The organism is Clostridium kluyveri DSM 555 (genome assembly GCF_000016505.1).
GTDB lineage: Bacteria > Bacillota > Clostridia > Clostridiales > Clostridiaceae > Clostridium_B > Clostridium_B kluyveri.
Window position 1 is genome coordinate 3,628,827 of the sequence record NC_009706.1, and the last position, 12,806, is coordinate 3,641,632.

The 12,806-nt window shown below is 29.8% G+C and carries 14 protein-coding genes and 1 riboswitch; all 14 genes read right to left on the reverse strand.

The features are described from left to right. Positions 1–14: 14 nt before the first annotated feature. Positions 15–905, reverse strand: coding sequence for a permease-like cell division protein FtsX (gene ftsX, locus CKL_RS17405; RefSeq protein ID WP_012103898.1), 891 nt, complete (start codon positions 903–905; stop codon positions 15–17). Continuing rightward, positions 895–1,581 (reverse strand): cell division ATP-binding protein FtsE, encoded by a 687-nt coding sequence (gene ftsE / locus CKL_RS17410; RefSeq protein ID WP_012103899.1) that lies wholly within the window; start codon positions 1,579–1,581, stop codon positions 895–897. Before ftsE ends, ftsX begins: the two co-directional genes overlap by 11 nt. Before the next feature lie 200 nt (positions 1,582–1,781). Continuing rightward, the gene (locus CKL_RS17415) at positions 1,782–2,723 is read right to left on the reverse strand and encodes a transketolase family protein (RefSeq protein ID WP_012103900.1); all 942 of its coding nucleotides are present in this window, start codon (positions 2,721–2,723) and stop codon (positions 1,782–1,784) included. Then, on the reverse strand, positions 2,723–3,547 hold the full coding sequence (locus tag CKL_RS17420; RefSeq protein WP_012103901.1) for a transketolase: 825 nt from the start codon (positions 3,545–3,547) through the stop codon (positions 2,723–2,725). Before CKL_RS17420 ends, CKL_RS17415 begins: the two co-directional genes overlap by 1 nt. 176 nt (positions 3,548–3,723) lie before the next feature. Next, positions 3,724–4,074: a type II toxin-antitoxin system PemK/MazF family toxin gene (locus CKL_RS17425; protein WP_012103902.1), complete on the reverse strand. Its 351-nt coding sequence runs from the start codon at positions 4,072–4,074 to the stop codon at positions 3,724–3,726. After that, entirely contained in the window at positions 4,034–4,354 is a 321-nt protein-coding gene (locus tag CKL_RS17430; protein ID WP_041701016.1) for a CopG family ribbon-helix-helix protein, read from the reverse strand. The genes CKL_RS17425 and CKL_RS17430 overlap by 41 nt, the downstream gene beginning before the upstream one ends. Positions 4,355–4,908: 554 nt before the next feature. Beyond that, entirely contained in the window at positions 4,909–6,084 is a 1,176-nt protein-coding gene (gene alr / locus CKL_RS17435; protein ID WP_012103904.1) for an alanine racemase, read from the reverse strand. 151 nt (positions 6,085–6,235) lie between these two features. Beyond that, positions 6,236–6,841, reverse strand: a complete 606-nt coding sequence (locus tag CKL_RS17440) for a germination lipoprotein GerS-related protein (RefSeq protein ID WP_012103905.1) — start codon at positions 6,839–6,841, stop codon at positions 6,236–6,238. A 91-nt stretch (positions 6,842–6,932) separates the two neighbouring features. Further along, positions 6,933–8,432, reverse strand: a complete 1,500-nt coding sequence (locus CKL_RS17445) for a bifunctional ADP-dependent NAD(P)H-hydrate dehydratase/NAD(P)H-hydrate epimerase (protein ID WP_012103906.1) — start codon at positions 8,430–8,432, stop codon at positions 6,933–6,935. Continuing rightward, entirely contained in the window at positions 8,404–8,808 is a 405-nt protein-coding gene (acpS, locus tag CKL_RS17450) for a holo-ACP synthase (protein ID WP_012103907.1), read from the reverse strand. Before acpS ends, CKL_RS17445 begins: the two co-directional genes overlap by 29 nt. A gap of 167 nt (positions 8,809–8,975) precedes the next feature. Further along, positions 8,976–9,326, reverse strand: a complete 351-nt coding sequence (locus CKL_RS17455) for a DUF6514 family protein (protein WP_012103908.1) — start codon at positions 9,324–9,326, stop codon at positions 8,976–8,978. A gap of 278 nt (positions 9,327–9,604) precedes the next feature. Continuing rightward, positions 9,605–10,084, reverse strand: a complete 480-nt coding sequence (locus CKL_RS17460) for a PTS sugar transporter subunit IIA (RefSeq protein ID WP_012103909.1) — start codon at positions 10,082–10,084, stop codon at positions 9,605–9,607. 104 nt (positions 10,085–10,188) lie between these two features. After that, positions 10,189–10,881 (reverse strand): spore cortex-lytic enzyme, encoded by a 693-nt coding sequence (gene sleB, locus CKL_RS17465; RefSeq protein ID WP_012103910.1) that lies wholly within the window; start codon positions 10,879–10,881, stop codon positions 10,189–10,191. Positions 10,882–11,025: 144 nt separating this feature from the next. Then, positions 11,026–12,288, reverse strand: a complete 1,263-nt coding sequence (locus CKL_RS17470; protein WP_012103911.1) for a magnesium transporter — start codon at positions 12,286–12,288, stop codon at positions 11,026–11,028. Positions 12,289–12,503: 215 nt separating this feature from the next. Further along, a riboswitch (M-box (ykoK) riboswitch) is annotated at positions 12,504–12,673 on the reverse strand. Positions 12,674–12,806 lie beyond the last annotated feature (133 nt).

A 12,806-nucleotide genomic window follows, 5' to 3' on the forward strand; every position in this document is an offset into this window, starting at 1 on the left:
AATTTTTTTAAAAACTAAACTGCAAGAAATTTTCTGATAGATAGTACACTGCCTACCGCACCTATAATTATACCTGCCAGGGCAAATACACCCAAAATATTGGTAATTATATATTGCGGATTAACCATTTGAATCATTATAAAAACATTAGCTGCTTTATTATATACTATCTTATATAAATAATATAATATTATGTTTGAAACCAACGCTCCTATCAAGCCTATTATAATACCTTCTATAATAAAAGGCCATCTTATAAACCAGTCTGTGGCTCCAATATACTTCATTATTCCTATTTCTTTTCTCCTGGAATATAATGTTATTCTTATAGTATTTCCTATTAAGAATAAACAAACTCCAATCAGTATTATAAGTATAATGCTTCCTGCCCATTTTATAGTTCTGCTTATAGCTATAATCTTATCTACAATACCCCTTCCATCTTGAATACTCTCTATACCAGGCATATCCTCTATATTTTCAACTACTGTAGAAACAAATTCAGGCTCTTTAACCTTAATTATAAACGCACTAGGAATAGGGTTGTCCTTGTCTAACCCTTCTACAAGAGACTTATTTTGTTCTCCTAACTGGCTTTTAAATTTATTCAATGCTTCAGATTTTGTCTCATAAGTCAACTTGACTACACCATCTATAGAATTGACCTTTTTTTCAATATTCGATCTTTGAGATTTAGTTATATTGTCTTCAAGATAAACCTTTACCTCTACTTTGGATTGAACTTCCATTATACCCTGCTTGATATTAAGCATTGCAAGTATAGCTATACCAAATATAAACAACGTAGCTGCTACTGTGGCCGCTGCTGCTATGCTTATAGTCTTATTTCTATTTAAACTTCTAAAAGCATCTTTTATAAAAAAACTTATGGTACTAATCCTCATAATCGTATGCACCCCTTTGCTCATCTCTTACAATTATACCATTTTCTATTTCTATAACTCTTTTCCTCATGGAATTAACTATACTACTTGCATGGGTTGCCATTAATACTGTAGTTCCTGCATGATTTATATCATTTATGGTATCCATTATATCCATGGAAGTATCCGGATCTAAATTTCCCGTGGGTTCATCTGCTATTAATATAGAAGGGTTGTTTACTATAGCCCTTGCCAAAGAAACTCTTTGCTGTTCACCACCAGAGAGTTCATGAGGAAATGATTTATACTTGCTGGATAACCCCACTAAAGACAATACTACAGGTACTTTTTTTCTTATTTCCTTTAAAGGAGCTTCTATAACCCTCATTGCAAAAGCTACATTTTCATACACATTGAGTGTAGGTATTAACCTAAAGTCTTGAAAAACTACTCCTAACTTTCTTCTATAAAAAGGTATTTGCCTTCTCTTTAAACTTGTGACATTTATATTATTAACTATAATATCACCAGTTGTAGGTTGAATTTCTTTCAAAAGTGCCTTTACGAAAGTAGTTTTTCCCGCTCCGCTGGAGCCTACCAAAAAAACAAATTCACCTTTTTCTATTTCTAAATTTATATTAGACAATGCAAATATGTTATTATTATAAACCATACTTACGTTTTTAAACTCTATCATGTAAACCTCCTCATACTTAATACATTTTCAAAAATTGTCACATTATAAAGTTTATTATATCATAAAGGCTGAAAAACCAAAATTGTAAAATTATTAACATTAAATAAACTATTAAAATGAAATTTACATTATATTTTGCTTTAAGATACTCAATTAAAAAACGATGTTATAAAATTATATAGCATCGTTTTTATAATAATTTATTTTAATGTCAATCCCTTTTTCACTGCTTTAACTATATCTTCTGCCGTTAATCCATAAGCCTTCAAAAGCTCAGCAGGCTTACCACTTTCCCCAAAAGTATCTTTTATTCCCACTCTTACCACAGGGGTAGGTAAATTTTCACTTAAAACTTCACACACTGCAGAACCAAGTCCTCCAATGATGCTGTGCTCTTCTGCAGTTATAACAACGCCTGTTCCTCTGGCTTCCTTTATTATCTCATCTTTGTCTATAGGTTTTATTGTATGTATATTTAAAACTGATACCTTTATACCTTCCTCAGCCAATATATTATAAGCCTCCAGTGCTGCATCTACCATTATACCGGTAGCTATAATCACTGCATCCTTACCTTCCCGCAGTTTTACTGATTTTCCAATTTCAAATTTGTAATCTTTATTATCATTTATAACAGGCACTCCGGATCTTCCAAGCCTTACATAACAGGGACCCTTTTTCTCCACTATAGCTTTAATAGTCTCTTCTGTTTCTACCGCATCACTTGGACATATAACTGTCATGTTAGGTATACTCCTCATAAGGGATATATCCTCCACAGACTGGTGAGATGCTCCATCTTCGCCTACAGTAATTCCTGCATGAGTAGCACATATTTTAACATTTAAATTAGGATAACATATTGAATTTCTTACTTGTTCAAAAGCCCTTCCCGTAGCAAATATAGCAAAGGTACTTACAAAAGGTATTTTATCACAGGTAGAAATTCCTGCTGCTACTGCCATCATATTAGATTCAGCTATACCCATATCCATAAATCTTTCAGGATATGCTTTCCCAAAATTACATGTTTTAGTGGATTTGGAGAGATCTGCATCAAAAACCACTATTTTTTCATTTTTTTCTCCTAATTCTAATAATATTTTTCCATAAGCTTCTCTAGTTGCTATTTTATTTGACATTACTCTTCACCTCCTATTTCACTTAAAGCTTTCTCACATTGTTCTATATTAGGTGCTGTCCCATGCCATCCCACCTGATTTTCCATAAAAGAAACCCCTTTGCCCTTGATAGTACTACAAATTATTACAGTAGGTCTATCTTTAACTGATTTGGCTTCTTCAACTGCATCTATCAGTTCTTTCAAGTTGTGACCATCTGCTTCTATAACATTCCACTTAAATGCTTTAAATTTATCTGAAATAGGATATGCAGACATGACTTCCTCACAAGGTCCATCTATCTGAAGCCCATTAGCATCTACAAAAGCAATTAGATTATCTAATTTATAATGTGCTGCAGCCATAGCAGCTTCCCATACTTCTCCTTCTTCAAGCTCTCCATCTCCAAGTATGGCATACACTCTATAATCCTTATTGTCAATTTTGCCGCCTAATGCCATTCCCACTGCTGCAGATACCCCTTGACCTAAAGAGCCTGTGGACATGTCTATCCCAGGTACATCATTCATGTTAGGATGACCTTGAAGCATAGAACCTAACTTTCTAAGGGATTGAAGTTCATCCGCATTAAAATATCCCCTTTCAGCGAGGGTACTGTAAAGTGCAGGAGCAGCATGGCCTTTTGACAGTACAAATCTATCCCTATTTAAATCCCTAAAATTCTGTGGATTGATATTCATTTCATAAAAATACAAAACAGTCAAAATTTCCACTATGGACAAAGAACCTCCTGGATGTCCTGATCCAGCTTTAGTTAGCATTTTTATTATATTTTTTCTTATAGACACTGCAATCTTCTCAAGTTTTTCTATATTTTTTTCCACAAACTTAACCTCCTAATAAGCTAAAAACTTTTTATAGTTATTTTAACATAAAATTTTATTTTTATATACAAAAACCACACAAAACTTTACCCCTGTGGTTTAACACAGGGGTTTATATCGGTAAAGTTATTTATAAAATTAAAATTATTGGCACACAATTAATTATATATGAATATTTATTGAAGTCCAACACTTACTAAAAGTGCTCCATCTACTTTTTCCATGTCAACATCTGTCATATGGCCAATCTTTTCCTTCAATCTTCTTTTGTCTAAAGTTCTTATTTGTTCAAGCAATACTACTGAATCTTTGTTAAGTCCATAGGCTTCTGATGATATTTCTACATGTGTTGGAAGTTTTGCCTTATTTATCTGAGAGGTAATCGCTGCAACAATTACTGTAGGACTGTATTTATTGCCTACATCATTTTGTATTATTATAACAGGCCTTACCCCTCCCTGTTCAGATCCAACCACTGGACTTAGATCAGCATAAAATATATCTCCTCTTTTCACTATTGTTGTCATCTTGCAAATCACTCTCCGAAAGCTTCGCTTCATATTCTTTAAATTCTTTCATGTCACTTGCAAAGCCCATTTCTGCGAATTCAAGATTAAGCTGCGCCATTTCCCTATACCCTTTTTCCATTTCTGATATTTTATTTAACCTTTTTTTCTCACTAATATATAATATGATAACTTCCCTAATAAATTCACTTCTTTTTTTGCAATCTTCTTTGAGTGCCTTGTTGAATTCATTATATAGTGTTTCTGAGAGGTTTATTACTAATCTTTTTGAAGTTGACATATACAAATTAATACCTCCTATTACCCTAAGCGAAAGATATATACAAACCAATTATATTACCAAATCTATAATTGTGTCAAAGAAATTATCTATAATTTCATCATTTTTCTACTTGTAATTTTTTACATAGGGCTTTTTATCTTCATAAATATTTAATATAATCCTTTATACGTCTCTATTTAAGCATATTATAATTTATTATGTAAAATTTTAGATATTAATTTATGTATATATGTATTTACTTTCAAATTATAAAAATACACATCTTCCTAGTATAAAATAAAGTGTAATAAAACTTATACTACATAAAAATTTGTATTTATATATTCCAGATAAATTTTTTATTCTACTAATTAATTATTATATTATATATTATACCAACTTTCAAATTTATATTCACAACTCTACAATATACACTTCAAGCTACTTTAATTCTGCTAAAGGAAATGATACAGTTTCTTGACACGTAAAACGTAATTATTTCAATAATTATATTTCACAAAACAATTGTTTTAAAGACTATATGCAAGTATTATTATCTTCAGTGACATAACCTAAGAATCACTTGATATTACATAATTTTTAATCTTAACTACCTCCCCTCCCTTTATATATAACTTTGGAACTCTTCTACCTATCATGCAAAGCACTTCATAACTTATGGTTCCAGTGATTTCAGCTATATCATCTGCATTAAATTTTAATCCATCTTTTTCACCTATAAGTACAACTTCATCTCCTATATTAACCTCACCTACATCCGTTACATCTACCATGCATTGATCCATGCATATATTCCCCACTACTGGAGCAAATTTTCCATTGATTATGACCTTTGCTTTGCCAAATAACCTTCTAGTGTATCCATCTGCATACCCTAAAGGTAATGTAGCTATTACACTTTTTCTATTACATTTAAACTTTCTTCCATATCCAATATAACTTCCTGATTCTAGTACTTTTACATAAACTACATTAGCTTTTAAAGTCATTATGGGTTTTATACTCAAATTATTCTTGTCTACTTCCGTAGATGGATAATACCCATACATTATTATGCCAGGTCTAACTAAATCACAGTAAGTATCAGGCAATTCCATTATAGCTGCACTATTTGATATAGTTCTCATGTTTATTTTCACATTTTTCTTTACTAATTCCTCATATAATAATTTATACTTTTTAAATTGTTCACAGCTATATGCCTTATCTGTTTCATCTGCTGTAGAAAAATGTGAAAATAAACTCTGTATTTCTATATTGGGCAATTTACTTATTTTACCTATTTCTTCTACACTGTTTGGGTCTATGGAAAATCCTATTCTACCCATTCCCGTATCTAGTGCAATATGTACTTTTATTTTTTTATCCTTACTTTCAGCTAATTTAGATAACTTACTAGCATAACTATAAGAAGGTACTATAGGTTCTATATCATAATTCATTATTTCATCTAAAAATGCATGTGGTATTATACCAAGAACCATTATAGGAACTTTAATTTTATTTTTTCTAAGCTCTATTGCCTCATCTAAAATCGCTACAGCAAGTCTACTTACTCCATTTTCTAGTAACACTTTTGCAATTTCTACAGCTCCATGACCATAGGCATCAGCCTTAATAACACCTATTAATTCCTTATTTCCTATTTTAGATTTTATTTGACCTATATTATATACAAGGTTATCTAAGTTAATCTCTTCCCATACAGGTCTATACTTTTGAAACATAATATACCATCCCATCCCATCCATTATAATTTTATTTAGTAGATTAATAAGAAACAGCTTTTATTAAAAAATAAAAACATACTAAAATTATATACCTTTTTTATTATGAATGTGAATATATTATGGGAATTAAAAAATGCCTAAATAAAAACTAATTTATATTGAACACATCTTCTCCCAATTCTGGATTAGCTTTAAAATCAGTATAATGTACTTTTATTCTCTCCTTTCCATCAGAATCATATATTATCAAATATGTGGGAGTATTGTGTTTTACATTTACATATAATTCTGCCTTATTTATATTTTTATTATTTCCTGGTATATCCAAATGTATAACTTGATACTGCTGATTACTTATATTTTGAAATGAATTTTCAATTTTTTCATTAGTATAGAGCAATGATATATATTGATCTATAAAGCAAAATTTGAACAGGCTATCAAAATTTTTATTATAATTATATATGTTTCCGCTTCCAATACGTTTTGCAACTATCTTATTTTGTTTATAAAAAATTATTTCATCTTTTCCAAGATCCAATCTATCACCATATTTAACATGATAAAACTGTTTTCCACTATAATTTATTTCTTCTTTAGAATTTTTTATGGACATATTTACATTACAGCTATAACTGTTTAAATCCTTTAAATAATATATTATTTCTTCTGTATTTCTGGTATTTTTATTACAAGATGAAAAAAATATAATTAAAGCAAAAGACATAATTCCTAGGACTAGCTTTTTTCTCACTTTGCACCTCCACATTTCACAGTTTTTCACTACTAATCTATTCTATTATGTCTCCCTATATTACTTTTTTCATATAATGCTTTAGTTTAAATTAGTCTATTAATTCCTTTATAGAAAACGGCAATTCTTCTAAAATATGACTTGCATTTACACAAAACATACTTTGGGATAATTTGTCTCCACAATATCCATGTACAAATGCTGCAGCACATACTGCTTGAAAAAGACTATACCTTTGAGCTATAAAAGAAGCTATTATTCCTGTTAAACAGTCTCCCATACCTCCCGAAGCCATTGATGAATTTCCTGTAGAATTCACAGCTACCACATTCCCATCTGTAACAACTGTATTGTATCCTTTTAAAAGTAATATTACATTTTTTTCTTTCGCAAACTTTTTTGCCACCTCAATTCTATTTTCTTTTATATATTCAATATCTAAGCCAGTAATTCTGGACATTTCTCCCAGGTGAGGAGTTAAGATTACAGAACATTTTTTGCTTTCTAAAATATGGAGATTTCCGCTTAAAACATTAATTCCATCTGCATCTATTATTACGGTTTTTGTAAAATTTTTTATAATTTTTTCTAATAGATTTAATGTATCCTTATTCGTTCCCATACCAGGACCTATTGCAATAACATCACTTTTTTCTATAGTTTTTTCTAAGCTTGTGGTTTCACTCAAATCCACAGTCATGCCTTCCATAAGTTTTGAGCTAAGTATTGATCTAATATCTTCATAACAGCCTAATGTAACAAGTCCTGCTCCACTTTTTATAGCCCCTTCTGTACATATATAGGCAGCACCCGTAAATCCCATAGAACCCGCTATGATAAATACTCTTCCGTAATCTCCTTTATGGGCAAATTTATTTCTTTCTTTTAAAATTTTCTTAATAAAATCTCTATCAATAATAAAATAATTCAGACTAAATTTTTCAACAACTGCTTTAGGGATTCCTATATCCTCAACTAATATTTTCCCGGTAAATTCATGACTTCCATATGTTAGAAATCCTTTTTTATATAATTGAAAAGTTACAGTTACATCAGCTCTTACACAATTTCCCAAAACTTTTCCCGTGTCTCCATTAAGTCCTGAAGGAATATCTATAGAAATTATATATTTGCTATTTTCATTTATCAAAGATATAACAGAACTTTGTATTCCTACTATTTCTCTGGAAATTCCTGTTCCAAACAATGCATCAATTGTAACATCACTTTTTTGTATACATTTTTTAAGAGTATCAATTTCTTCCTGAGAATTCAATTTATATATGTTCAATCCCAGGTTCTTTAAAATAGTATAATTAACTTTACAGTCTTCACTCATGCCCTCTTCTTTCCCTACTAAAAACACTTGTACTTTTTTATTTAAACTGTAAAGATGCCTTGCTACAGCAAATCCATCTCCGCCATTATTACCCCGGGTACATATTACACAGAAAGAATTGCAATTTGTTAAATCTATATTTTTAATTACCTTAATTGCTGCATTTTCCATCAAAACAATACCAGGTATTTTAAATTGATTTATAGCATAATTATCTATATCTCTAGATATCCTTACAGTCGCTATCTTCAATTTTATCAACCTCCATTATGGCATAAGCTATAGCATTATCTACTCCATGAGATATGCTTAAATGGATTTTATAATTTCCATACTTATTTGCCATTAATTTAGCTTTTCCTTTCAACACTACCGTTGGCCTTCCAGAAGCAGTTCTGTCTATTTCTATATCTTTAAAGTCAAAGCCCCTAAATCCACTACCCAATGATTTTACAACAGCTTCCTTTGCTGCAAATCTACCTGCAACAAATTCAGGTCTTAGATTTCTATTTTTAAGATATTCTATTTCATTTTTGCTAAAAATCCTATCTATAAAAGTATTATGTTTTTCAATAGCCTCTTTAATTCTCCTAATTTCAACTATATCTACTCCAACACCAAATATCAAATACAATACACCCCCAGAGCAATTTTAAAATTATACTATTATATCTTATATTACATTTATTTATCGATACAGTAAATACTAAATTAGGTTCAATTGAAACTAAATTATATCAAAATTTCATGTTTTTACATAATTAAAAAAGAGGATTTCTCCTCTTTTTATTAAATTTAATATGCTGCTATATATTTTACTTCTCTTTCAAAATCTAAGATATATCTATCTACATAATCACCTGCTATATCAATTAAATGTAATGGTGATACCTTATTCTCATATAATAATCTTATTAGATTATGTACTTTATGCCTGTATGGACTTATATGTTCTATGCAATCTCTCTGTACATTCACTAATTCTTCATTTAATATATCCTGTCTCTCTACCTCTATGCCATAGGACTGAACTTCTATTGACTCTTTTTCATAAGTGATAACTGTCTTTCCCTTAAGTAATCTATAAAAATATACATATTTTGTATTTTCTACTACCTCAGTGGAAATAAAATTCTCTACTACCATAAACCAATACCTCCCCATAATTATTTACAGCAATGATATTATTAAAATTATATTAACATATACTATAAAAAAAATGTGTCAGTTCATAGATTAATACAATTATAAATTATCCCTTATATATGACAATAAAAATCTTGTACCTACGGTTATATAAGAATATATATACTTATATACAACTTATTAACAATTTTTATTAAACAATATTGTCGAAAATTTAATTATTTTGACTTTCTATTTTTTATAAATTTAAAGCAATATTATTATTAGACTGACTACTTTTACTTTAACTTATACATAATTAACTGATTTTTTCCAGCCTTAACCATTTTACCTTCATTATATTTTATATCCTTAATGATTTCTGAATTTGTTATAATGATTGAGGTTATAAGAGAATATCCCTTTTCTTCTATAAATTTTCTATCTAATTTTATTATAGGATCTCCCACTTTTACACACGTACCTTCTTCTACTAGCCTTTCTAACCCTTCTCCATTTAATTCCACAGTATCAACACCCACATGTACTAATATTTCAGTTCCATTTTTTAAAACCATTCCAAAGGCATGATCTGTCTTAAGTATAAGAATTACAGTTCCATCTGCAGGAGCCAAAACTATATCCCCAGTAGTATCAATTGCAACACCATCCCCCGCCATTTTTCCTGAAAATATTTGATCTGGCACTTGTGATAAATCTATTATTTTTCCATCAATTGGGGCAGTTAATTCAAAATTTTTCTTTAGAAAATGAAACATGCTTTAATCACTCCCAATATATTATTTTTACAATTTCATAATTTTATTATACTCAATTATAATACATATTAATATACCGTGAGGATTAAAATTAAAATATATTTTTATCTACAGAATCTATGTTTACCTATAATTTTAATAAGAGGTCTTGACCATATCCATGAACTAGTAGCAGTGGAAGGATTAAAATAATATATTGCTCCCTCTGAAGGATCCCATCCATTTAAAGCGTCTCTGGCAGCATTTATGGAATTTTGCTCCATATTAGCATGTACCTGGCCATCCACCACAGCAGTAAATGCTCCCGGTTGATAGATTACTCCTGCCAAGGTAGATGGAAATCTAGGATCTCTAGTTCTATTTAAAATTACGGCTCCAACCGCAACTTGCCCCTCATAAGGTTCTCCTCTAGCCTCACCATTTATCAATCGTGCCAGCAGCATTACATCCTGATTATTACTTCCGGATGATCCACCACTTACATTTATAGCTAATGCCGACAAAGTAGCATCTCCTACTACTCCATCCACATTTAATCCATTTTTAGATTGAAAATACCTCACAGCAGTATAAGTTTGATATCCATATATTCCATCTACGCTTCCATTATAATATCCCCAATCTCTAAGCTTTGTCTGTATTTTTATAACTACGTCTCCCCTTGAACCATAATAATAAGCTATGGCTTTTACTGCATTTCCATAGGGGAGTAAAAACAAAGAAGTAGATATATATGTAAATATTATAATGAATACTAATATTAATTGTATTTTAAACCTCATAATTTTCTTGCCCATACAACCATCTCTCCTTTTGAAATTTTATTATGTAAGTTTAGTTTGCTCACATGTATAGTAAAAAATACATAAAAAAATACTATTAATTTCACTATTCTAGTGATCATTAATAGTATTTTTTAAAAATTTGAATAATAATATTGATTACCCTACCTTTCTCAACCTCTTCTTCCAATTAGGTATTAGTATATCCTCTACTATATCATTCATTATTACTATGCCACAGAGCTTTCCCTCATCATCTAATACTGGTAATGAAAAAAGATTATATTTTGAGCAAATTTCTATCGCCTTATCTATATTTTCATTATGATTTATGGCAGATACACTACATTCCATTATATCCTTCAAGCTATCTTCAAAGTTTGATAATATCAAATCCTTAAGTGATACCACCCCTTGAAGTTTTTGTTTATCATCAATAATGTATATATAGTATGATACCTCATCTTCCGGTTTAATTTCCTTCAAAAGTTCAATGGTTTCCTTAACTGTTATATTTATATTAAAAGAAATGAAATCTTTGTTCATTATACTTCCCACAGTCTCTTTTTTATAACCCATAAGTTCCTTTACTTCTTCTGAGTCTTCTTTTTTCATATTGATAAGTATCTTTTCAACAGTTTCCTCATCAGCTTCCTCTAAGATGTCTGCTATTTCATCATTGGGCATATTATACAGTACTTCATCCCTTTTAGATTGACTTAAATTTTCAAGAATATCTACTTGTATTTCAGGAGCTATTTCTTCTAAAGTATCTGCAGCTAAATTTTCATCTAAGCTTTCAAAAACTCTTTTCCTGTAGTTTATATCCATATCTTCTAATATATCTGCCAAATCTGCCGGATGAAGTTTAGATAATTTCTTATAAGGTATACACAACTTAAGATTATTATCTATAACCTCTAAAGACTCCACATTATTCCATATTATTAAGCTGTCTTCAGGTTTTTTACCAAATAAGTCATAACACTTTTTTACAAGCTTCTCAATGCCAAATCTTCTGCCTAAAGCTAAAACTCCCGTATCCACAGCTACAACTCTATACTCTCCTGCTATTTCTGTAATTCTGATATCATTTACCTTTACAAGTTTTTTGCCATTAATATCTACTATCTGTTTATCCAGTAAGTGCTTTGACAAAAGGTAAGAATACTTCTGAAGTATTATTTCTCTTATTCCTTCTCCTTTTATTATTACCTTGTCATTATCTTCATAAAAATTTATATTCTTACACTCACAATTATATACTTCTGACTTTTTTTTTATCTTATAACCTATAGCCCTTGGTATTCCATCGTCAACGGATACATAGATATCACATAGCCTTCCTACATATTCATTAAATTCGTCATAGATCTTCCTGTAGAGAATCTTACTCAAAAAGAAGCTAGATAATTTTTTCATAAATATTCCTCCTCCAATATACAGAGAAATATTTCATATAAATTAACATAACTACTTATTTAAAATAATTCTCTATATATTTTTAAATTTTTGTTTTAAGATACACCGACCTCCATAAGGTCCGTTTTCCATTTAACACACCACCTAAATTAAAAAATTTAAATATATGCAAATAAAATAAATTAAAAAAAGCCCTAGAGGGCCTTATTAAACTAAAACTTTTAAATCGTCTGAGTTTTAGCACTATATAGCTTTAGACTAAATTTTGTCCAGCTACATTAAGTAAAACCTTAATTCGGTAATACCTGTTGACCCATTGGCATCTCTCGATGTTTCCGGGCAGTAGCATATATCTATATAGGAGCCTCACCTAACATAACAAAAATATATAATTTTATTCTATACTATAATTATATTACAAATTCATTGAAATGCAACAGTAAATATAAAATTTATTTATATTTACCTATTACAGAAATTTATTTTAAATTTACTCATTATAATGGCATATATCATAA

Bases quoted from the DNA above. Each gene is read 5' to 3' on its own strand.
- ftsX (WP_012103898.1), bottom strand. From the start codon at position 905: ATGAGGATTAGTACCATAAGTTTTTTTATAAAAGATGCTTTTAGAAGT.
- ftsE (WP_012103899.1), bottom strand. From the start codon at position 1,581: ATGATAGAGTTTAAAAACGTAAGTATGGTTTATAATAATAACATATTT.
- CKL_RS17415 (WP_012103900.1), bottom strand. From the start codon at position 2,723: ATGTCAAATAAAATAGCAACTAGAGAAGCTTATGGAAAAATATTATTA.
- CKL_RS17425 (WP_012103902.1), bottom strand. From the start codon at position 4,074: ATGACAACAATAGTGAAAAGAGGAGATATATTTTATGCTGATCTAAGT.
- CKL_RS17430 (WP_041701016.1), bottom strand. From the start codon at position 4,354: ATGTCAACTTCAAAAAGATTAGTAATAAACCTCTCAGAAACACTATAT.
- alr (WP_012103904.1), bottom strand. From the start codon at position 6,084: ATGTTTCAAAAGTATAGACCTGTATGGGAAGAGATTAACTTAGATAAC.
- CKL_RS17455 (WP_012103908.1), bottom strand. From the start codon at position 9,326: ATGGTAGTAGAGAATTTTATTTCCACTGAGGTAGTAGAAAATACAAAA.
- CKL_RS17460 (WP_012103909.1), bottom strand. From the start codon at position 10,084: ATGTTTCATTTTCTAAAGAAAAATTTTGAATTAACTGCCCCAATTGAT.
- sleB (WP_012103910.1), bottom strand. From the start codon at position 10,881: ATGGGCAAGAAAATTATGAGGTTTAAAATACAATTAATATTAGTATTC.
- CKL_RS17470 (WP_012103911.1), bottom strand. From the start codon at position 12,288: ATGAAAAAATTATCTAGCTTCTTTTTGAGTAAGATTCTCTACAGGAAG.